We start from the raw sequence: 21616 nt of genomic DNA, 5'->3' as shown, positions 1-21616 counted from the left end.
TGTACCTGTAAGGCCCCAGGCCGGTTTCCTTGGTAGTGTCAAGGAATTTTCGCAAAATGGTTTGCAGGCCCTGGCATGAGAGAAGTCAGCCAGCAATGGAGGCGTCCTCAAGGGCAGCCTCCAGGTGCTTCATGTTCATGTACTTCTTGTTGCCCCACTGGGTGCCGGCCACATGGCGCAGCCGGGCGCAGACCAGCATGAGGGCGGAGTTGCCGTCTGGGAAACTGCCCACTACACGAGTGCGGCGGCGGATCTCCCGGTTGAGCCGTTCAATGACGTTATTGGTACGGATGCGAGTCCAGTGTTCGCTGGGAAAATCGCAGTAAGTCAGCGTTTCCTCAATGCCATCCTCCACCTTCTTGGCGGCCTCTTTCAACTTCATAGAGCGCAGTTGCTCCACCACGGCTTTGGCTTTCTCCCGGGCAGCTTTCTTGCTCTCCTGAGCATGGATCGCTTTGAGCATCTTTGCCACCAGCTTCACCTTGGAGCGAGGCGTTACGGAGAACACATTGCGGTAGAAGTGCACAGTACACCGCTGGTACTTGGCCTCTGGGAATACTTCTCCCACAGCTTCCAGCATACCAAGGCATTTGTCTCCAACCACCAGTTTAACCCCGTCCAGGCCGCGGCCGCGCAGCCACTGGAAGAAGCTGACCCAGCTGGACTTGTCCTCTTTCATCCCCTCGGCGGCACCAAGAACCTCACGGTATCCGTCCTCATTCACTGCAATCGCCACCAGAATGGCCACATTTTCAAACTCTCCGCCCCAATTTCGGCGCAGGTAGATCCCATCCACATAGACATACGGATAGCGCCCGCCTTGCAGAGGGCGGTTCCGCCAGTCTTCAATGTGGACATACGCTTTCTTGTTCAGCTCACTGATGGTGGCCGGAGACACCTTGCTGCCCCACAGAGCCTCAGTAATATCCTCCACACGTCGGACGGATACGCCTGCCAGGTACATCTCAATGAGAGCTTCTTCTACACTGCTCTCCCGGCGGCGATACCGCTCAATGATGGCGGTCTCAAAGGAGATCCCCTTGAGCTTGGGCACCTTCAGGGTAACGTCCCCGGATGTAGTGGTGAGATTCCGGTTGTAGTGGCCGCTCCGGTACCCCTGGCGCTGCTCATTACGCTCGTACCGGGCAGCCTGGGTCAGCTTCTCTGCCTCGGCCTCCAGCAGCTTGTTGAGTGTCTCCTCTACGCTGCCACGCACAAGTTCCTTGAGCTGCCCCTTGATTACTTCCTCATTCAGCTGTACAATCTTTTCAGGCATGGTTTGCTCGCTCCTTTCAGAATGGTGTGTCGCGACTTCATTCTACCAGAGGGCTGCAAACCATGTCTTCTTTTGTTTGCTTTTCAATTTGCGAAAATTATTGTACCTTATCGTTTCCTTGGCAGTTTAACATTAAACTATAAAGGACTGCGCTGCTCTGGGATCCGCCAGGTGTATCGCAGAACAGGAAGTCCTTCCGGCCCATCATAAAGGGCTTAATGCTGCGCTCGGCGCGGTTGTTTGAGAATTCCAGCCTGTCGTCCTCCAGATAGGGTCACTGTTCCAGAAGATAGTGCAGAGTCTTGCCCAAGGCGGACTTCGGTGCGGTCTGAGTCTTCAGTGCATTTGCCCATGCCAACAGAGCCTCTTTTCCTGCTCCAGACGCCTGGTAAATCGTTCTTCTGCTGTCAACACGACAAAGTCGTGCTCCAGCTGGAACAACCTTGCAAAATAGCACAGGGCCGCTGCCGGTTTAGAAGCAGGCTGCTCTTCCATAAAGGCGTGAAAATATTTTTATGCTGAGTTTACTTTTTTGCCGGAAAAAGCTTTTTAATATTTAGATTTGCAAATCTAAAAACAAATTAAAGGAGACTTTTTTCATGGCAAAGACTGTGCGATATGTCAGTACCAGTAGCGGTGTGAATGTGCGAGATGCCGCCGCTGGCAACAAAGTCCGTTCTCTGCTTCAGGGTACCCTGATGATCTATGACACCGCGAATGCGCCTGTCAAAAAGGCTCTGAACGGGGTCACCTACACCTGGATCAAGGTCACCTATTACTATCAGGGAGCCAATGATCAGTACCTCATGGCCACCGAAGCGACGGGGTGGGTGACCCAGGACAACACTACTGCGGTTTCCACCACTGTTCCGGGTAAGTCTTCTGTCTATTCCGGCAATCAGTCGTATAAGCAGAATGAGCGCCTGGTAAACGCGCGGTACATCTTCGACTATCTGCGCTCTCTTTCCTCCACCAAGCGTTGGAGCGTCAATGCCATCTGTGCTACGCTGGGTAACATGGAGGCCGAAAGCGGCATTACTCCTGGCAAGTGGGAGGTGACGGGGAACGACAGTAAGGGCTTCGGTCTGGTGCAGTGGACTCCTGCCACCAAATTCATCGATGAGCTGAAGCCTGGCGAAAGCAAGACCGACATCGATGTTCAGCTGAGACGCATTCAGGCTGAGGTGGATGGTACCTATAAGCAGTGGACCTCCGATTCTCACAGCCCTGCGATGACCTTCTCTGAGTACACTAAGAGCACCAAGTCCGTCGCTACTCTGGCGGAGTATTTCCTGCGGTGCTACGAGCGGCCGGAGATCACCACCGGTATGGTGTCGGAGCGGAAGCGTTGTGCGGAAAAGTGGTATGACATCCTGTCTGCGGTGGGCGATATCTAAGCGCTCAACAAAAAAGTGACACCGTTACGCCTCTGAAATAAGGTGCCAAACAATAAAAGTGCCAGGACGAGTTACCTTGTTCCTGGCACTTTTCATTTATCAACATTTGTGAGAATAATGTGAATTAAACTAAGCGAAGTACAAAGGAGACAATATGGACATTTCTTCATTTGGAATTACTGGGGTAGCCTCGATTACTGCTATCTGCTTCCTGGTAGCTGAAATAATAAAAGCCACCAAACTAAACAAAAAATGGATACCCCCAATCTGTGGTATTTTAGGCGGTGTGATGGGACCAATAGCAATGAAGGTTATTCCATCTTTTCCTGCTTCGGATATGCTTACCGCAGTGGCTGTCGGTATTGTTTCTGGCTTATCCGCTACTGGTATCAATCAGACATATAAACAACTTACAAGGAGATAACCATATGGAACCGGAAATAGTTGTTGCGCTTCTCTCTTTGGTGGGGACACTTGGTGGTTCTTTCTTAGGTGTATTAGCTTCAAACAAGCTAATAAATTATCGAATCCAGCAATTAGAAAAAAAGGTCGAAAAGCACAATAATTTAGTCGAGCGCATGGTACTTGTTGAAACAGAAGTTAAATCAGTTCATCATCGATTAGATAGCCTGGAGCACAATTAAAAAACAGAAAAGTTACAAGACTTCCTGATGAAATATCTTATAGCGAAATTTAATCCAAGATAGTAGTTGGCTTAAATGATTACTGTCTTGGATCAATAACTACAGATGGATCACTTTATAAAAATTATTGAAAAGTTAGGTTTACATTTTGGAAGTCTAAATGCTCTTTAATAATTGAAGAAATTAAGTAGCGTACGATGCTTAATTTCAAATTACAAAAGAGAAAGAAGGATAATATGTATGGCTAATAGCGACTATACTTTTAGTCAAGTCCTTGCCGGCACGGGATATTTTTCCCGCAGTGGCGACACTGGCTTTTCTCAGGGCGTAAAAGACATGCAGCAGTACCTGAAAAACATTGGTTATGATATCGATGTTGATGGGCGCTTCGGCCCGGGGTGTGAAGCCTGTGTCAAAGAATTTCAGGGTGAGCTGGGGATCACGCAGGATGGCAGTGCGGGTCCTGGAACCATTTTGCGCCTGAACACCGTCCGATCTTCCACCTACTACACCAAATATGGCCACCGCCTCGAAAGCAGTGAGTGGGGGTACGACAACATTTTGAATGGCAAATTCGATGCCAACAACGATACTAAAATCGACATGTTGGCCCGAATTATTTACGCAGAGCATACGAACAATACGGATGACCAAAAGGGAACCGCAATTGTTATCAAGAATCGTACCAAAAACTCTGGGTACTATGAGTCGGGTTATCCGAACACATCCATTTGGGCCAGAGTTGTGGGGATGAAGAACCCGATTCAGTACGCAAGCGCATCGGCCTCTACCACGAACGCCAGAAAACCTCTGCGTGGTTATTTGGGAGATGAGGATACTGGTTTTGTTGATCCTGGGTGGAAGAATGCGGTAGACTGTGCGAAGGCACTTATCGAGGGCAAAAGCATTTCTGTTACCGGTTATGTGGTAAACGGTAAGACTGTCTCTTCTACCAGGGCAGCTGTTAGCAATCAGTTGAACCAGGTCGGTTGGGATCATTACTGTTCCTGGGTTGACGCCAATCATATCAACACCGCAGTCAAGTGCATCACCTTTTCCAGAACTGGTTCCAACGTGGTATGCACATACAAATAGAAGTTCTTTTCCCAGCAATCCTAAAAAGTATCTAGTGCAGCACGCTCATTCATGTCGAACGTAGATCATCGCATCTTCTATCCACATATATGAAGATTCTCACAGCAGATTTTCTCATCTAGACATATATAAACCCTCCGATGTGGTAGCTATATTCTGTACCGCATCGGAGGGTTACACAATATTTGAAGTCTTTAATGTGTTATCATTTTTGGCTTTCAGGAAATGATATCTGATTCCATCTTTCATTTTCCCAATACAGAGTCTGGGAACATTCTCGCCACATGCCTTTTTCCCCTGTAAAGAATAAAGTGATTCCCTGCAGCGAATCATGTATATCAGCAACTGTGGTTCCATCTGTTATAATACCCGTTGTTTCAATTCCATCACAGGAAAATGAGATGAAACCATTTTCTATTTTCCCGGATACTGTTTGCAGCTTATACAATTTAGTGTCCAGTTTATTGGTATTCAATCGCTCTACCATCGCCATTTTAGGGGCAGCATCACCATCTTCACAAATTTCATAAATGTACACACTTGCGGTACCCAAATTACTTGTAGCAGAGCTTACTTCCAGAATTATTGCATCTTTATCTGGTGAGAATATATGGCCTGTATTAAATGAATATCCGCCATCTGCGGGGATAATCTTTGCAAAGACATCACCTGTACCAAGTTTAACACATAGAGAAACAATGCCAGGATACAAGTCTCCCCAACGGTATACTGCTATGCTACATTCATCATCATTCGTACCAGTACCATCTAAATTTAAGTCATGAAATAGTGATATACTTTCTACCGATGCTGTTGCCCAATCAGGAATATCCTGGGAGCACTTTGTGTCTCTGCTTAAACTACTCTCTGAAAATTCTGATTGTACAACAGTAGAATTAACACTGCTTTCATCAGACTCAGGCAAGCTACATCCTGCTATTAAAGTAGAAAAAATCAAAATAGCAAAACAAATATTCAAGAATTTTTTCACATCAATTTTCCCCTATTTATTATAGAATATTACATTTCTTATTCTATAATATAAATGTCTATTACAGGGTAAAAGGTCACATATAACTTTAGTTTTTAAAATAAGCTACTTTTAAGCACCTATGTTAAGATTCACTTGATTTCTATTTTATCCTATCATCCAGCAAAGCAAAAGTCAACACCAGTAGTATATATTTATACTTTAGGTGTTTATCTGAGCCTTGATTTATTTCTTCATCTGTAAGTATCTGTTCACCTGTACGGTTCAAGGGGGCATAAAAATGGACTGCCCCCCAGTCCACATACGAATCGGGCGGCAATTCTGCCACCCGATTTTTGCTTCAAAGCCATCTGAAAAGGAGTAGGAATCCGCTGTCGGCAAAGTGGCAGACTGCTCCCCAGGTGTGGGATCAGGGTCGTTACAGGCATCCGCAGGGGCGCTTTCCGGCTGCATTGCCGGGGATTCATCAGACGTATTATCTTCCGGCACAGGGGCGTTTTCCGGCTCGTCAGGGCATGGCGAGTCAGAGCACAAGGTATAGAGGTTGCTGGTCTGACCGCCGTTTTTACGCTCGTCATACCGGGCCTGTTTGACGATATATCCAGCTTTCACCAGCTCATCCAGTGCCCGTTTTACGGTGGACACCCCATAGCCGCACTTGGCGGCTATGGTCTTGATGGACGGAAAACACTCGCCCTCCTTGTTACAATGCAGAACAAGGACCTGAAGCACCAGCCGCGCCCTCGGCCGCAATTCAGAGGAAAACGCCCTCTCCATGTATTCAAACTTTGCCATTCTGTGATCCTCCCATTCTGATACTCTCTTTGTTACAGCCGTCGTTCTCCCATAATGTACGGCTCCACCAGGCGCTTATACAACTTCCCATTGATCCGGTTTGCAAACAGGTCATGGGATGCCTCCGCCATTTCCAGCTCGCCGCCAAACAGCTCCCGGCAGTATTCCCGGAACTCTCCCGGCACACTGATGGCCACCGGGCGCACCTCCAGCCCTCCGCAGACCTCCAGCGCCTTGTGAAAGGCCGGAATTTCATAGGGAAGGACACTCCCGCACAACAGCCGGTGATCCGCCTCCCGGAACACGGAGGTAGGCGTCTGCATCACGCCGCAGTCGTAGATAATAAACTGATAGTCCCGATCCAGCTCATTGGTCAGATAGCAGTCGATCCCGTCAATGGCATAATGTTCGCCAGTGGGGGCCGCCTCATAAACATTGAGCAAAAGCTGAAGGTGCCGGTTGGTGTTGACCTCAATGTAGGCTGTTTCCGCGCCTCTGGCAGTCAGCCATGCCGCCAGATTGAACGCCGTCACCGTCACGCCGCTTCTTCGCTGTGCCCCGGCAACGGCAATACGGACATTTTTGGCGTTCCAGCGGTAAGGGATGATCTTGTCCTCCGGTTCAGGCTCTGATTTCCGCTGGGGTTCCGGCTGGCTTGATACCTGCGAGGGAGTCACATACCGCTGCATCCCTTCATCAGAAAGGGCCTCTTTCAGCTCGTCGGCGGCGTCCACCAGCGTTTCCGCCGTAATCAGATTCGTTATCCCGATGGACAAAAGCCGCTGGATACAGCCGCTCATATCCTCACAGCCGGACAGGATCACGATAATACGGGCAGAAAACATCATCTGAAAGGAGCGCAGCGCGAGGGTAAAGTCCTCGCCGCTTTCCTCAATACAGGCTGCGTCAATCAGAAAGAACTTGGCCGTGGCATAGTTGCGCATATCCTTGGTGACAAAACTTTTTAGGCTGAACTTTCCAACCAGCTTTTTGGACGGCATAAGCATTTCAGGGGCCGCGCCGTCGATCAGCCCGCTTTTCTGGTTACTCGTCAAGTACAGCAGCATACGACGCGCCTCCCATATCCATATTTTTTTCGGCTTTTTCTGGTTCCCCCGTCAGCAGAAGGACAACACCAACCACGACAATAGCGATGTAGATCAATAATTCAATCAGTTTATTTCGGTTGCTCATATCATGCTCCTTTAGTAGATCGCCCAGAAGGGGCCGCCAGAGGAGGCGCCTTTTCTGGCCTCATCCAGAATGATAGATATATCCCATTCCTGTTCGCTTCGCTTTTTGCTGGCGGGGTCGGCCACTAAGATTTTTCCTTCAGAGGTCACTCCGCGCAGCACTATAAAGTGTCCGCTGGATGTAAAGTGGCCCTTTGACATGAGCGCCACAATCAGCTTCCCGGACGCTAAAGCGTCCACAATGCCCTGCGGGTCATCGGGGCCGACACTCTCCCACTGAAGTCCAAAACTCTCCGCTGCCCCCGGTATCAGGGAGTGATAGGAGCCGTTGCCGGAACACCAATATCCATTTTGGTATGCCCATTCTGCCATCGTGGGAGGATCAACGGTCAGGTCGGTCAGGCTGGATACCACAATTGCCATAGAAGTGGGGCCACAGCCATATCCGCCGATATTGTCGGTTCCATACGGAAGATCAGCCCACCGCTCGTCCAACTGGTTGTAGTAGACAATTTCGGTCACCCCATCCGTAAAGATAACACCCTCATAGCTCTGGCCGCTGCCCTCAATATAGTCCTTTTCATAGATGCCGAGCTGCTGGTTGTAGCCATACTCTTTCTGAAAATCCTCCACTATGCTCACCTCATCGCCCACCAGCCATTGGGACAGCACAGAGAACGGACTGGTAATCAGGTACAGGATAAAGGCAATCAGGAGCAGCAGGCCCAGAATCGGGGCCAGAATGAGAATCAGAATCCTTTTGCGGCTTTCCTCATCGGCCGCCGCCCGTGCGGCCGCCTGTGCAAGCAGCTTTGCAGTCAACGGATCAATCGCCAAAACAACACCTCCAATCAGCCCATTTCCGCGCCAATGTCCGCCAGCATCCGGTCGAACTGCTGGCGGATTTTCTCCCGTTCCCGCCCTGCGCTGTCATCCACGACAAACTCCTTTTTCCCGTCCTCATTCTCACGCACAGACACAGCGTAATCCCCATTTGCAATAAAGAAGGAAGTATAAAGAGTTTGGATGGCTGGGGCGGGCATCCGGGAAATCTCAAAAGGCGTGGCAGCGCACTTGCTGTTCCAGGAAAAAAGGTTGCGGGCCGCATCCGCCGTCAGCTTCATCCAGTCATAGTCAAATTCTTCTTTCTTCATCAGCCCGCCGAAGTCAATCCCGTCTGGCGAAAAATACCGCTCCACCTTTTCGGCAAGAGCCGGGTGGGATGCCATCAGGTAGAGGGCCGCCTGATAGGAACAGTCCAGCTCTCCACCCCGACAGCGCATCGAGGACAGCGTGGTTATCAAATGTTCATACCGTTCCGCATGGTTCATCAAAAAGCGCCTCCTGTCTTTGAATAAATGAGGCGGCCGGGGAGCGTCCCGGCCGCCTTTGTGTGTGTTACCGGCCGCCCGCCTTGCCCATGTAGGCAAATTTGTAGGCCGGAATCTCAAAATTGACATGAAGCCGCTTGGAGCCAACCAGAAACAGGGCGTGTCCCCGGCGTTTGCTCTCCAACAACTCCTGCTCGGCGTCTGTCAGATTGTAGAGGTCTGTGGTTTCCTGAAGGTTTTTGCCGTCGCAGCCCATCAGGATTTTGTAGCAAGGAATATCCAAAAGGGCCTGCCCGTACATCTTGATCTCCGGCGCCAGAAAATCCACTACCGAATGGGAAATGATTGCCAGGGCGGACTCATATTTTCTGGATCGCTTCTCCACATTCCGCAGGAAGGCCAGGGATTGCGGCACCTGCGGGTCAATCATCAGGTACGCCTCGTCGCATACCAGAAGCACGCGCTCCCCGCGATTGTTGCTCATCTGCTCCCAGCACCAGGTCAACAGATTGAAATACTGCGTCCGTTTGATGTTGTCCGCAGCATTTTGAAGGCTGTGGGTATCTAGGCAGACAAAATGCGAATCGGCCTCCAATGTGCTGTGCCCATTCCAAAGGAAACTGTCGCTGCCCTTGGCGGCGTCATACAGCAGCATGGCAAGGTCACGGAACACCGGATTGTCCGGGTTGGCCTCGGCTTTCTTTTCGATCAGATTGTGGAGATCTTCCATGATGGGAAAATCCGTTGCTTTGAGCTGGCGAATGTCTGTGTCCCAGAAGATGCCGAACTGATTATAAAGCTCAATGACCGTCTGCTTTAGGACGGCCTTCTGCATATCGGTCAGGCTCGGCAGATACAGGGAGAAGATGATCTCCAGCGTTTTGATATGGAGCGCCATATCGGACATTCCATTTCCCTCATCCGTATAGAGCTTGTCGGTTTCGTCCTCATCATCACGGGGTGCAGGTCTGATCTGCAAAAGGTTGGAGCGGCCGTTGCGCCCGCCGCCAGCGTTCAGCCAGCTCCCACCCAGATTCCGGCACATATCCTTATAGTCGACTAAGTCGGCGGGATTACTCCCGCTTTCTCGTCTAAGAACCGTACGTGAGCGTTTCCACTCATACGGCTCAAGCATTTCATCACGCTTTCGCGCGGCGTTCCAAGAAAATTTGCTGGCAATGTTTATGGACGTAGGCCATATTGCGCACCTCGTCCTTGCCGCCCATGGTCTTCGGGACTTTGAAGAAAATCTCCCTCTCGTCGCTGATGTCCATGGGAAGGCCACAGTGATAACAACACCCCTTCTGGTTTTTCCAGATTTGCTTAAAGCGTCCGGATAGCCGTTTCATACCATGCTGGAATTTGCGGTCAATGAAATATTGGGTGTCAAAATAGGGATTTGCATCCATTCGTACTTTGGTGTGGCGGACAATAGGGATGTGGTCTACCCGCAAAAGTTCTTTGCCCTCGGTACAGAATACCCAGTTCCGGTTGCCCCTGCGGTGCCAGTAGTTGGTGGAAATCCACCACTGCCCTTTATGAGGATGGCGGCGCTTCGCCCATCGCCACAGCAATTCGTAGAGAATGTAGTCAATGTGGGCAAAGGCGTCACTGGCACAGACCGATTGATGGTAATTCGTCCAGCCACGTATCTGCTGGTTCAGCTTTTCAATCAGGACTTCCTGTTTCCAAGCCTTACCGCGCCCAAGAATGGTCTCGGACAAGGCAGATTTCAGGGCTTTCAGCGCTTTCTTGGACGGCTTTACGATGAGCTTTCCTTTGAATTTACGAAATGTCCAGCCCAGCATATCAAAACCGTCGTCGATGTGGGTGATGACCGTCTTTTCCTCAGACAGCTCCAGCCCTCTGGTTTGCAGAAAATCGCGGATGATTGCTTTGGCTTCTTCCGCAATCTCCTTTGTCGCCGCTGTGACAATAAAATCGTCGGCATAACGCACCAGATTGACCTTGCTCTTGTTATGGACAAATGCACTGACCTCACCCTTGGCGCTCAAATCGAAGCGGTCACTCAGGACTTTTTGCATCCCATCCAGCGCCATGTTTGCGAGGATAGGGGAAATGACGCCGCCCTGAGGCGCACCCTCATCGGTGGGAAACAGTTCCTGCTCAAATATAAATCCTGCTTTCAGAAACTGTTTCAATACAGATTTGTCCATGGGAATGTGCTCAATGAGCCAATCATGGCTGATGTGGTCAAAACACCCTTTGATGTCGCCCTCCAGTACCCACTGTGGGGAGAAGCTGCGGCTGAGTGCTGTGAAAATATATTCACAGGCGTCCTGCGCACAGCGCCCCTTGCGGAAACCAAAGGACTTCGTGTCCGCCGTTGTCTCCGATACCGGGTCGAGGGCCAGGGCGTAGAGCGCCTGCATGGCCCTGTCATACATACAGGGGATGCCCAGTGGGCGTTTCGCTTTTTTGCCCTTTTTCTCAATGAATACCCGGCGCAGCGGTTTGGCCTTATAGCCCTTGTCTGTCAGGGTCAACACACCGCGCATTTTAGCGGCTGGGGTAGACCACAGCTCACCGTCTACACCCGGCGTCTTTTTCCCTTTGTTGGTAGTAACTTTTCGGACTGCCAACACTTTTGCATAGTACGAATGGGTCAAAAGATACTGTAATCGCTTCACTGTGTTCCATTTCTTCTCTTGGGTCGCCTTAGCAATCCTGGCTTGCAGCCTATTGACCTCGGCTTCCGCTTTCTTCCAGTCAATGGATTTCCACTGCTGTTCCAGCGCCGCCGCGTCCGGCAATCTCTCAGGGCTTTTACACCCCGTCGTTGAACAATTACCGTTCATAGGTTTACCTCCTTTTCTTGCTATGAAATACCGTGGGACAAGTCAGCACCCTTTCGGGCCGTGGCAAAGTCTGAACCCCTATCCCGCCCCATTACAGGGCGGGCGTTCGCTTTTTATCCCGTTCCTCTACCCTCTGCGCCATTTCTTCCCCTTACAAGGTCGATACCTCCGCATTTCTGCAAAGGAACGCATAGGGCTTACCACGTTCCGCATAACAAATAATTGTGTGCGTTTTAGGAGCCATCTTTGAGCCGGGAGGATTTGCGTCCATTTGCTGTGATGTTCTGAAAGCCCTCACAGCCACCTCCGCACCTTTTGGTGTAGGCGTATCAGCCTGATTTCGCCTATTCCCTGTAACGACTCTTGCGATGATTCACTTACATTCCCCATGACGCACTTATCCTGGCAGTACGGCTGAGTTAGGCTCTCAGCTTTCCCACGTTGTCCCACAGGCTTCCCACCCCGCCGTTACCAGCGACGCAGGCTGTGGTAGGATTACCCCAAATGGATAGGGTAGCTTCTTAGGCAATTTGTTACGCGACCTCGTGTCGCACTTCGGATTCCGGGTCGATACAAAGGATTTTCGTCCCTTTCATATACTCAGACAGCATGATGTGCTTGACTACGGTGCTTTTGCCGATACCGGCCACACCCATGACAACGAAGCTGCTGTTGGTGCGGTCGTTCCCGCGTGTCCAGGGGTCCAGGATCACCAGCCCGCCGCTGCTGTCCTTGGCAAAATAATAGCCCCGGCCGTCGCTGTAACCGGAACTTGCGAAGGGGAATCCGCCCACAAAGGTACTCATGGGGATGATACGGGAAACAATGCTGTCCACCGTCCCGTTGGCGGGATAGGTGGGCGAAATGCTCTGAAAACCCTCCTTTTGCAGATTGGCGAGGGTGCGGACCTTGCATTTCTGAACGCTGAACGCACTCTCCACACGGCGGCAGATTTTGGAGAAGGCCGCTTCATCCTGCGCCACGGGCATCACCGTGAGCGACATCATGGCGACGGTTTCGCCCTCTTGGTCAATCGTCAGCATGATATGCTCTCCGTCCTCGGCGGCTTTCTCAGCGCGCTGCCGGGTCAGCGGGTCTTTGGCGCTGTCGGCGGCGCCCCGCTGCTGGACAATACTCTTGGAGAGGGCAGAGATCAGGGTGCCGTTATCAATCGGGGTGATCCCCACCGATACAATAGTGCTGGGGATGTTTGTGATTTTGGAGAGCCAGCCCATCTCGACCTTTTGTGGATAGCGGACCGCCCCATAGACTTTTCCCATATTTTCACCGATCACAAGACTGTTCCGCTTGATCTCCAATCCCATCGGGGTGATGACATTCAATAACGCCTCATTGACAGGGAGCGTTTCTTCTTTTTTCTTGGTTCCTAACAATGATACACCTCCAAATCAGTGACACGAGTAAGGCACACCGAGATAATCCAGCACGGCGCCCAAACCCAGTTCATGGATGCAGTAGTGGTACTGCTGGGGGTGAGTTTTCTCCATGAGCTGAAACCGATTCGGCTCATGCTCCAGATGAACGCCGTACATACAATACATACACCCCGACCTGGAAACGCCGGTGGTTTTCAGAGTCGGGGCGCCGTTCTTCTTTTTGACTTCCACAATGTCCCCATAGATGGGAGCATAGGGGATGCCGGTCATTTTCAAGTAGCGCAAAATATCTTCCTCTCGCCAGAACGCAAGGGGTTGACTGAGGGGGCGCCTGCGTTCATAGCCGTTGCAGCCAAATTTAAGGTAAGACTGCTCCCGCAGCTTGCTCTCGCAGGCCAGCACTCCTGTAATGGGATGCCGCCCGGACTCCCGCTCAAACTTGTCCAATGGGGACTTTTTCATGTAATAACAGCACCGGGCTGAAATCGCAAAGGGGGCGTCCAGAAGATACCTGTACTTCTCGCAGTTGTAGATTGACTTCTTTCCATTCTTGTCCAGCAATTCACCATTCAAGCGGGCCAAGCGGTAAGGCTGGCCCTTCCGAGCGCCACTGATAACATCGGATACCTCCTTGGAGATAACCGGGTATCCGTACTTTTCCAAAATCTGTGTGTACGGATAGCGGGGACGAAGCCAAATTACATTGTCTTTCGTTTTTACAAAATCACGCAGTTCGGGGTATTCAAGCCCCGTGTCCACATACACGGCGGGAATATCCGGGCAGACCCGCCGCGCCAAATCAAGGAGTACCGTGGAATCCTTACCGCCTGAAAAGCTGGTAAAGATCTGCCCATTGTACTCTCTGTACCATTCCAATATTTTCATCTGCGATACTTTGATCTTTTCTTCGAGGCTCCAACCCTGCATGATTTTCAAATCCTGCCGGGTATGCTTCATTCTTATACAACACCTACGCTTTCTAAAATTGGGATTGCCGCTTCAAACCCGGCATCCTCCAAGTGGACATAGGCCGGGTTATTTACCAGATTGCACAGCCGTACAATGTCCTGCTGCTCCAAAATCTCGGTCTGGATGCCACAGTCTGCAAAATAGCCGGACATATATTTCAGCTTTTGAAGCAGCTCTCGCTCCACTCCGTCAGCCGCCTTGTCCCAGAGTTTGATGTAAAACTGTCGTTCCACCACCTCGCCGGAGAGGGCAAACCCGCCCATCTCCACGATCTCATGCTTCAGCAATTCCTTTTGCTTGATATTGGATGAAGATGTAAGGGCGGAGGACAGTTCCGCCATCAGGGGAGAAATGTCAACCGGGCGGGAAACCGCCAAAAGCTGGAACGGATACTGGCCGCTGGACAGGCTGGCCGTGAGCTGTTTGGCAATCAACCGCTTTTCATTCTTGCTGAACAGCTCCGTGCTGATGGGAAATATTTTCAGGTACGCCAGCGCCATGCCGTCACGGGTATAGAGGAAGTTCCCGCGAATATCCTTGACATTGACGAACTCATTGGCGGTCATCTGAGCCAGTTCTTCCTTATCCTTGCTCTTGGATTTCTTTCGCGTCTCTGAAAATTTCAAAAAAAGAAGCGTACCGCCTCCAAGCAGTACGCATACCAAAATCATAATGATTGGCAACAGCAACCTATTAACCTCGCTTCCTTTGCCGCAGTTTACAGTTCCAAATCGTCCTCGTCCTCCCATACTTCCGGCTCCCGATCTTCGGCAAAATCGAGAGAAAGAGAATCCAGCGGAAAGGAAAAGCTGTGAGCGCCAATTCGGTCAAGCTGGCTACCCTCCCGCAGTTCATCAAAACGGCGGCCGAGATCAGCCAAATCTTCCTCGCTGGCCCGTACCGTTTCCCCTTCGCCATAGAGATAGGATTCTACTTCTACATAGATTGTGCTATTTCGCGGCTGGTTTGCCAAATCGCCTCGGATAATCTCGTCATCCAGAAGATCCTCTGCACAATTAGGACGTTCAGCGGAAAAGTATTCCACCAGAAGTCCCTGCTCTGTGGATAAAGCTACTACCGAGAATGATTTGCTCATCGGGTTTCCTCCATATCATCCTCGGTTCCGGCACTCATCTCCCATCCTTTGCCGAATATGAGATTCAGAAACTCTTTCATGTCGGCAGCAGACCGAACTTCAAAGGATACCGTTGCGGAGGTTGGCTGCGAAAAATACTCCTGATACATGGCGACCTGCTCATCGGTCAAAGAAGCACCCCGTCCGTCTGGAGTATCGCCATAGAGGAAAAAAGTTCCCCGAATAGTATCCGGCCCGCATTGGCGGTTCTCCGGCAGCCCTGCCAGTTTCCCGGACGCATTGCAGCAGAGAACCGTTTTGCAGGGCAGAGAAATACACTCGATGTCTCCGCCTACAAGTTTTTGCCGGTGTTTCAGGGAATCCTCCAGCATGGCCGTATAAGGCGCCCGCCCAGGTTCAAAGACCAGAATCCGAATCGTTCTATTGCTGTTCATATCCATTCTCCTTTTCCTTACGGATTGCTAGGTGCGATATGCCAGTCATCATAGAGGGAGCCGCTGATGCTTACATCATCGGTGAGATTCATGGCGAGCATCCCGGCAGGCGTCCAAATATCCAGCACATGAGTGTTCACGGTGTAATCCCCATCCGGGAACCACACCGGCGAAAAATGCACCCGCTGGTTATAGGTGCTGTAAATATTTTCGGCAAACTGGAACCGGGCTGTCGCTCCACTAGAAAGCCGGTCCAGCAGGCGCCAGTAGGTTGTATAGTTAAATTCGGGGAAGTAGGAAACCGCCGTCTGGCCGTAGGTGTAGTGGGACATGGGCGCCGATGTGCTGACCGTGGCAGTTACGGTGTTGCTCACGCCGTAACCGGATTTCATGGAGTCCCCGGCCGCCGTAGGCACCTTTTCATCCGGTTCAATTCTTGTAGTGGCTGTCATGGAGGCGGAATAGTTATCCCGAAAGAAATCATACCAGCCCTCATCCACCCAATATCCATCACCGTCGCCGGTGCTGTGCCAGACCCAATACGGGTGCCATTGTGCCCACCACACACTCCATGCGGCATAGGACTTTTCCTCCCGGCTGGGGACGCTGCTTGGCTGCCAGCTTCCGGCGGTGTCAGTAGCTTTTGGGTCCGGCGGGTCATTGCCGGACAGATCAACCACTTTCGCTTTGATGGTGGTCTGGCTCAAGGTTCCCCGGTTTGTGCGCACAGTGATGGTAATGTCCTGCGGTTCCGATGGCGTGTGCCACTTCACCCACGCAAGCTGACTGTCCCCCTCTGGGATGACGATATTGCTCATGCGGTAGGTGCTGCCCTTGATGGTAAAGGTCACGGTGGCAGGGCCATCCGGGTTGATCTCAGAACCGGCATAGAGCGTCACCGGCGTTATAACATCGGTGTCTACCCGGTATTCGTAGTCATAGTCGGTTGGCTCCGGCTGTTCGGGCGGCTGTTCCGTAAAGCGCACAATTCCCATACCCAGATAGGCGAGGATGGTATCATTGGAGCATTTTTTATTGGTTGCTCCTGTGTAAGCGGTAAAGCCTAAGTCGGAGTATTCAAGAAACATCGCCAATGGTAAATTTTTATGGGTCAGTGTTCCCATGGCTGTGCGCAGAGCGCCGCCTACCTGATTATCATAGAGTGCAGCTTCATGGGCGGTCATTGCCATCATAATACCCTTATACTTGAAATAGGCGATTGGCTCCAAAAACAATTTATATTTGCCGCCAACCAGTTCATCATAATTGATGCCTGTCTGCTGCGCCACCAGTTTAATCGCATACTCGGAACAGAAATACTTTTTGATGGCTTCAATATTTGCTTTGGTGTTGTCGCCGCTGCTGATAATGCGGGGCATAGCTACATCAGGCTTTTTACAGGTATAAGGAGAGGTATTAGGAGAAATGCCTGAACCGTTGGTGTATTGTATCTTACTGATCTTTCCGAAATGAATTTTAATCATAGGATTTTTGTTTGTCAGGTCAAAGGGCGTAGAAACCGGCTGGCCGGATTCTGCGTCCACAACGGTAATCCTGACACCATCCATGCCCGGATTCCATGAATTCTGCGAGGTTCCCTGTCCCATGTTGCCTCCGCCACCATCCACATTCCCGCTGCCTCCGGTATCGGCCAGGGCGCTCATAGGGCAAATTCCCAGGATAAGCACAAGACTTAAAAAGAAGGCAAAAATCCGTTTCAAATGCGCACCTCCAGTCTGCTGATTTGTGAAAAAGGGCATAAAAAGAGTACGGCATTTCTGCCGTACTCCTGTACCAAGGGTCATCCCATAGTGCCGACTTGCTTATTTATATCTCCATCCGAATGAACTTCCTCCTGAACGGTTCCACCTCCTTCATCGGGAATCCAGCCAAAGCCCTCAATGTAAATAGAGCCGTCCTGTGTATCACCGTTCTGGGGCTGATTGGCGGCAGGGTCGGAAACAATCGGCTCATTGTTCTCACTGGCCGCTTGCTGTTCTTCCGGGGACGGGGCGGGCGGCGGTGTGGTTTCCGGCTTTTTCTCACTGTCGGTCAAATCAACATCCACCTGATCTTCCTGTTCAACATTCAGAACAGAATCGGCCTGCTCCTGTCCAGGAGTGCTTTCCGGCGTGGAAACATCAGGAATCTCCACTGTGGGAGTTGTGGTTTCTTCCTCCGGGGGCTGGCTCACATCTTCCGCCGTAACATCCGTAGGGGTGGCGGCCGGATCCGTCCCGGACGGTTGGGCGCCTTTGCCAAGCATGGACACGGAAACGCCGATCACGATCAGCAGCACCGCCACCACACCGACGATAGCAAGCAGCTTTTTATTTTTTGCGTTCATCTGGAATCCTCCTTTTAAGGTGAAATTATATTAAAAAACCAATGTATTCCTCCGTCCTCATTATACCAGTTGCACAATGCCGGCGTCCAGGTGGAAGAACATACAAACATTTTTTTGCGCTATGGAAAACTGCCAGGCAGAAATAGACAAAATCTAAAACCGGGGAACATATTTGGCATTTAGCTTCATGGTGATCTGCATGGGTGGCAGATGGCTGAACCCAAAGGAAAGGGGCACCTCTACCGTAACCGTTCCCGTCACATTGAGTTGCTTGATCCCCTCCGGCACGGAAGGGGCAAGCGGGGCGTTTTCCAGTTCCATGTGCAGATCATAAAAACTGTATTCCAAATCTGGCCCTGCGTATTTCAGATACCGCCCATCCTCATACACCAATCCCAACACCTGTTGTAGCCGGTCATATACATTCCCGGTGGTGACATTCTTGGTCCAGGATGAACCGGCAAGCTGGTAGCCTCCTGAATACCCTTCCCGCAGTCCAGGATAGGTTTCATCCCAATTTTCCGTCGCCACAGCTACGATAGCGGATTGAACGGAATCCCGAACCCCCTGCGCCACAATTATCAGCCGCATATATTCAAACACTACACAGGCCAAAATAAGAGAGCAGACCACTATCGCCAGAATCATGGGCGTACCTTGCCCGGACCTGTCTTTCAAAACCATTTTTAGCCTGTTCATTTCCAATATACCTCCGAAACTCCTGTAGCTTTTGCGGTAAGCGTGACTGGGAAGGAGGCAAATTCCCCGAACAGGCCGAGATTAACGGTGGTGGTGAGCGTCACTGTTACCTCGTTGCCGAGCTGGATTTTGCCGGTGTCGCTCCATGAAATATCGGGGTCAAGGCCGGTTTCCTTTCGGAGATCTGCCGCTTTCACGCTGGTGGCGGAACCGACCTGCCCATTGATCTCCGCTGTCCGCACCAGCTCATCCGCAAACGCATCCAGGTTTTGCTTCGCCACAAATACCGGGGCGATGCGGACCACCAGCGCCAGAACGAGCGCAACGGACAGCACTAGGACACATACATCCACAAAGCCTTCCCCGCGTCTTTCTTTCAGCAGCCGCCTCAAACAGCCACCTCCCTTCATTAGAACAAATCTCCAAAGGCTTCCAGAACCACATAGCCTAGAACGCCCAGATACATCAGCAGGAAGCAACCCAGGAGCATAAAGGAATACTTCCGCATTTTTCCCGGCTGCTTCATAGCCTCCAGCTTGAGCTTTTGGAGTTCAAGCTGTTTGAAGGTCATAGAGAGCATTTGAAAGTACATAATGCCATTGTCGCCGCGCTTGATGGAGATCAGCCCGCGCACCACATCGGAGAGCATGGTGCTTCCAATCCGGCTCTCCCAGCGCGTCAGGGCGTTTTCCTCGTTGCCGGAGGCCATATCCGCAATCGTGATCTCCAGCTCCCGCTTCATGGCGTGACCGGCGTTGTGCTGATAGGCTTTCAGGATATTCAGCACATCACGGGAGGAACGAAGCTCCTGCTCCACGGTATTGACAAAACGGGGCAGTTCCGTTTCGATTTCTTCCCGCCGCTGCTGGACGATCTCATCCGCCCGTTTCTGTTCTTTGAAAAAGACGGCCACCGCCAGAAAGAGTACCACCGGCGCTAAGATAGGGAAAATCAGCAGGGCCGGAATCACCAGCAGTCCAATCAGCCCGCTCTTGACCCAAGCCGCCGCCACGTAGGTTTCCGGGGACATATTGATTTCAGCGGATTTAAGCTGTGCTTCCAGCTTGCGCCGTTTGTAGGCATCCAGCCGGATCAAAGGCGCGGCCTTTGCCGCCATATCGAACAGGATGGCGTTCATGCTGTTCTTTTTTGCCTTTCCCCGATTTGTGACGGTCAGCACGGCTTTGGTGCTGGCGGAAGTGGGCAGCCGGAGGAGTCCGGCCAGTAAAAAGAACGCTCCTAATCCAAAGAGCGTTCCAAAGCATAGTAAAATCAAATACAACCTGTTTCACCTCAATTCCTTGTAATACATTCGTTTGGGGCCGGTGTTCCGGCTCTCCGTCCGGGGACGGCCTGGCACATTCCAGCTCCCACCGCCCCGGAATCCCGGTGCACAGGACCAGCCGGAGGCCCGCAGGCTGGCCCCACTTTCCTCCGCCAGTGTGTAGGTGATGATCTTTCGAAATCCCATCTCTCTAGCGATTCGGGCACAGCATCCATAGAGAAAGCTACACCCGTTAAAAATGCCGTCTGTGCAGAGCCGTGTTACCTCGGCGGTTCTCCCATCATCCAGATGCCGGGAAATTGGCCGTCCCACAACAGCAACGCCGTGAAGCACTCCCAGCCCATCGGAGAGCGCCACACAGAATTTACAGCCCTGTGCGCGTCCACTGTGCCGGTGGTGCTTTTCGATAAATCGGTTTGCCTCCCGCAAGCTAATTGGAATGATCTCCGCAATGCTCACCTCCCAATGAAAAATGCTCACCGAAAAGGTGAGCAAAAATGGTTTTGATTGCCTCGAATTGAAAATATCAGGTTCCTTTATTTCCACAACCTCAAAATAGTGGAAATATCCCGCCTGTATTTGCCGGAGATAGTTCTACTTCTGTTTGTTCCTCCACAGTTCATTCTCCGTGATTAGGCGCAAATTGCGATTCCTATTGATATTTTTTCTGCTATCGCATATAATAAGAATGTAAGGAAAACAATGCATTCCGTGAAAGATGAAAGGAGGCTTTTCTATGGAACTTGCTAAAGTAACATCAAAAGGTCAAATCACAATTCCGGCTGCTATCCGTAAGCTGCTTGGCATAAAAGACGGCGACAAGGTGCTGTTTGTGCAGGAAGGCAGCAAAGTCGTAATGATGAACGCCTCAGTTAATGCACTTATGGAAGCCCAGAGAGCATTTCAGGGTATGGCCAGAGAATTAGGCGTGAATGATGAACAGGATGTTGTGGATATGGTCAAGGAAATTCGTGCGGAAAGGCATGGTAACTACGAATGCGAGTAATGCTGGATACCAATGTGCTGATTTCCATGATCCTTTTTCCAGGGAAACGCTTTACCCAGATGCTTGAATATATCACGCAGAACCATACCCTTGTACTTTCCTCTTTTGTAGTAGAGGAATTGATGGCTGTGGCAGACCGGAAATTTCCCGCAAAGCGTGATGTGATTGACCGTTTCCTGTCCGAACTGGGATATGAATTGGTCTACACGCCCCACAAAATGAAGGCTGGCCTGTTCGACATCCGGGACATGAACGATTATCCTGTACTTTATACCGCCATTGTAGAAGATGTTGATATTCTCATTACCGGCGACAAGGATTTTACTGGCATTGAGATTGAAAAACCGGAAATCCTTACCCCGTCCGATTTTATGGCAAAATACTTATAACTTCCTGCACATAATAAGGGAGCGGCCCAACGGCTGCTCCCTTATCTTTTGTACTCCACCGGCTTTGTCAGCCGAATGACCGCAGCAAAGGAAATGAGCAGCACCAGCAGGCAGACCGCCAGGATGCCCTTGCCAAAGCCGGTGTTTACCAGCACATTGTACCAATCTTTGTTGAGGAAGTAGAGCAAGGGGATGTTGCCCACCAGCAGGAAGGCCATCGTGATGAACTCCTTGAACGGTTCGTACATCAGGTAGTCCAGCTCCGCCGCCACAATCCGCATATCGGACAGCTTGCCGATGATGGGGGTAAGCGTGCTTTTCAGGCTCTTATCATCCTGACAGGCGATGGCGGCGTCCACCCATTCCCGAAAGATGTAGTTGTCCAGCTTGGGTTTCATATTGGAGAGGGCCTGCTTCACATCGGCGCTTATCATGCCGGTTTCGGCCAAAAAG

Annotated in this window: 26 protein-coding genes and 2 pseudogenes; 6 read left to right on the top strand and 22 right to left on the bottom strand. The window is 50.9% G+C overall.

Annotated features, from left to right (window positions below; genetic code table 11):
• Positions 1-85 precede the first annotated feature (85 nt).
• Complete coding sequence (locus ACLTXB_RS12065; protein ID WP_024725322.1) at positions 86-1276, bottom strand: IS256 family transposase; 1191 nt, start codon at positions 1274-1276, stop codon at positions 86-88.
• Between the two features lie 97 nt (positions 1277-1373).
• Positions 1374-1544 (bottom strand): IS66 family transposase, encoded by a 171-nt coding sequence (locus ACLTXB_RS12060; RefSeq protein ID WP_428227192.1) that lies wholly within the window; start codon positions 1542-1544, stop codon positions 1374-1376.
• A 331-nt stretch (positions 1545-1875) separates the two neighbouring features.
• Here ACLTXB_RS12060 and ACLTXB_RS12055 point away from each other — a divergent pair, with 331 nt between their 5' ends.
• The 4 genes from ACLTXB_RS12055 to ACLTXB_RS12040 all read left to right on the top strand — a co-directional run bounded on the left by ACLTXB_RS12055 (position 1876) and on the right by ACLTXB_RS12040 (position 4412).
• The gene (locus ACLTXB_RS12055) at positions 1876-2673 is read left to right on the top strand and encodes a phage tail tip lysozyme (protein ID WP_428227169.1); all 798 of its coding nucleotides are present in this window, start codon (positions 1876-1878) and stop codon (positions 2671-2673) included.
• A gap of 154 nt (positions 2674-2827) precedes the next feature.
• Complete coding sequence (locus ACLTXB_RS12050) at positions 2828-3097, top strand: phage holin family protein (protein WP_428227168.1); 270 nt, start codon at positions 2828-2830, stop codon at positions 3095-3097.
• Between the two features lie 4 nt (positions 3098-3101).
• A complete protein-coding gene (locus tag ACLTXB_RS12045) occupies positions 3102-3317 on the top strand; it encodes a hypothetical protein (RefSeq protein ID WP_428227167.1) in 216 nt (71 codons plus the stop codon).
• Between the two features lie 240 nt (positions 3318-3557).
• Entirely contained in the window at positions 3558-4412 is an 855-nt protein-coding gene (locus ACLTXB_RS12040; RefSeq protein WP_428227166.1) for a peptidoglycan-binding domain-containing protein, read from the top strand.
• 205 nt (positions 4413-4617) lie between these two features.
• Here ACLTXB_RS12040 and ACLTXB_RS12035 read toward each other — a convergent pair whose 3' ends face one another.
• The 19 genes and pseudogenes from ACLTXB_RS12035 to ACLTXB_RS11945 form a co-directional block, all read right to left on the bottom strand.
• Positions 4618-5403 (bottom strand): hypothetical protein, encoded by a 786-nt coding sequence (locus ACLTXB_RS12035; protein ID WP_428227165.1) that lies wholly within the window; start codon positions 5401-5403, stop codon positions 4618-4620.
• A gap of 264 nt (positions 5404-5667) precedes the next feature.
• On the bottom strand, positions 5668-6198 hold the full coding sequence (locus ACLTXB_RS12030; protein ID WP_428227164.1) for a helix-turn-helix domain-containing protein: 531 nt from the start codon (positions 6196-6198) through the stop codon (positions 5668-5670).
• 32 nt (positions 6199-6230) lie between these two features.
• Positions 6231-7265, bottom strand: coding sequence for a hypothetical protein (locus tag ACLTXB_RS12025; protein ID WP_428227163.1), 1035 nt, complete (start codon positions 7263-7265; stop codon positions 6231-6233).
• Entirely contained in the window at positions 7243-7392 is a 150-nt protein-coding gene (locus ACLTXB_RS12020) for a hypothetical protein (RefSeq protein ID WP_195841862.1), read from the bottom strand. The genes ACLTXB_RS12025 and ACLTXB_RS12020 overlap by 23 nt, the downstream gene beginning before the upstream one ends.
• Before the next feature lie 11 nt (positions 7393-7403).
• Positions 7404-8228 (bottom strand): C39 family peptidase, encoded by an 825-nt coding sequence (locus tag ACLTXB_RS12015; protein ID WP_428227162.1) that lies wholly within the window; start codon positions 8226-8228, stop codon positions 7404-7406.
• A gap of 14 nt (positions 8229-8242) precedes the next feature.
• A complete protein-coding gene (locus ACLTXB_RS12010) occupies positions 8243-8722 on the bottom strand; it encodes a hypothetical protein (RefSeq protein ID WP_428227161.1) in 480 nt (159 codons plus the stop codon).
• 67 nt (positions 8723-8789) lie between these two features.
• Positions 8790-9779: pseudogene (locus ACLTXB_RS12005) on the bottom strand (VirB4 family type IV secretion system protein); the annotation flags it as partial.
• An 82-nt stretch (positions 9780-9861) separates the two neighbouring features.
• Positions 9862-11541 (bottom strand): group II intron reverse transcriptase/maturase, encoded by a 1680-nt coding sequence (gene ltrA, locus ACLTXB_RS12000; protein WP_428227160.1) that lies wholly within the window; start codon positions 11539-11541, stop codon positions 9862-9864.
• A 533-nt stretch (positions 11542-12074) separates the two neighbouring features.
• The gene (locus ACLTXB_RS11995; RefSeq protein WP_428227159.1) at positions 12075-12935 is read right to left on the bottom strand and encodes a hypothetical protein; all 861 of its coding nucleotides are present in this window, start codon (positions 12933-12935) and stop codon (positions 12075-12077) included.
• Between the two features lie 15 nt (positions 12936-12950).
• A complete protein-coding gene (locus ACLTXB_RS11990) occupies positions 12951-13823 on the bottom strand; it encodes a phosphoadenosine phosphosulfate reductase family protein (RefSeq protein WP_428227158.1) in 873 nt (290 codons plus the stop codon).
• A 74-nt stretch (positions 13824-13897) separates the two neighbouring features.
• Positions 13898-14533 (bottom strand): hypothetical protein, encoded by a 636-nt coding sequence (locus ACLTXB_RS11985; RefSeq protein WP_428227157.1) that lies wholly within the window; start codon positions 14531-14533, stop codon positions 13898-13900.
• Positions 14534-14625: 92 nt separating this feature from the next.
• Positions 14626-15003, bottom strand: a complete 378-nt coding sequence (locus ACLTXB_RS11980) for a hypothetical protein (RefSeq protein ID WP_428227156.1) — start codon at positions 15001-15003, stop codon at positions 14626-14628.
• Positions 15000-15437, bottom strand: coding sequence for a DUF3846 domain-containing protein (locus ACLTXB_RS11975; protein ID WP_428227155.1), 438 nt, complete (start codon positions 15435-15437; stop codon positions 15000-15002). Before ACLTXB_RS11975 ends, ACLTXB_RS11980 begins: the two co-directional genes overlap by 4 nt.
• Before the next feature lie 17 nt (positions 15438-15454).
• Positions 15455-17158, bottom strand: coding sequence for a hypothetical protein (locus tag ACLTXB_RS11970; protein WP_428227154.1), 1704 nt, complete (start codon positions 17156-17158; stop codon positions 15455-15457).
• An 80-nt stretch (positions 17159-17238) separates the two neighbouring features.
• Positions 17239-17784, bottom strand: a complete 546-nt coding sequence (locus ACLTXB_RS11965; RefSeq protein WP_428227153.1) for a DUF6550 family protein — start codon at positions 17782-17784, stop codon at positions 17239-17241.
• A gap of 153 nt (positions 17785-17937) precedes the next feature.
• Entirely contained in the window at positions 17938-18483 is a 546-nt protein-coding gene (locus ACLTXB_RS11960) for a hypothetical protein (protein ID WP_428227152.1), read from the bottom strand.
• Positions 18480-18893: a DUF4320 family protein gene (locus tag ACLTXB_RS11955; protein ID WP_428227151.1), complete on the bottom strand. Its 414-nt coding sequence runs from the start codon at positions 18891-18893 to the stop codon at positions 18480-18482. Before ACLTXB_RS11955 ends, ACLTXB_RS11960 begins: the two co-directional genes overlap by 4 nt.
• The gene (locus ACLTXB_RS11950) at positions 18893-19765 is read right to left on the bottom strand and encodes a secretion protein F (protein ID WP_428227150.1); all 873 of its coding nucleotides are present in this window, start codon (positions 19763-19765) and stop codon (positions 18893-18895) included. The genes ACLTXB_RS11955 and ACLTXB_RS11950 overlap by 1 nt, the downstream gene beginning before the upstream one ends.
• Positions 19766-19771: 6 nt before the next feature.
• The gene (locus ACLTXB_RS11945; protein ID WP_428227191.1) at positions 19772-20227 is read right to left on the bottom strand and encodes an XF1762 family protein; all 456 of its coding nucleotides are present in this window, start codon (positions 20225-20227) and stop codon (positions 19772-19774) included.
• Between the two features lie 277 nt (positions 20228-20504).
• Here ACLTXB_RS11945 and ACLTXB_RS11940 point away from each other — a divergent pair, with 277 nt between their 5' ends.
• A complete protein-coding gene (locus tag ACLTXB_RS11940; protein WP_428227149.1) occupies positions 20505-20774 on the top strand; it encodes an AbrB/MazE/SpoVT family DNA-binding domain-containing protein in 270 nt (89 codons plus the stop codon).
• Entirely contained in the window at positions 20774-21163 is a 390-nt protein-coding gene (locus ACLTXB_RS11935) for a putative toxin-antitoxin system toxin component, PIN family (RefSeq protein ID WP_428227148.1), read from the top strand. Before ACLTXB_RS11940 ends, ACLTXB_RS11935 begins: the two co-directional genes overlap by 1 nt.
• 41 nt (positions 21164-21204) lie before the next feature.
• On the opposite strand, the pseudogene ACLTXB_RS11930 reads toward ACLTXB_RS11935, so the two are convergent.
• Positions 21205-21616, bottom strand: a pseudogene (locus ACLTXB_RS11930) (hypothetical protein); the annotation flags it as partial.

This window comes from Flintibacter sp. (assembly GCF_046973065.1).
This window is presented reverse-complemented; position numbering and strand designations above follow the sequence as displayed.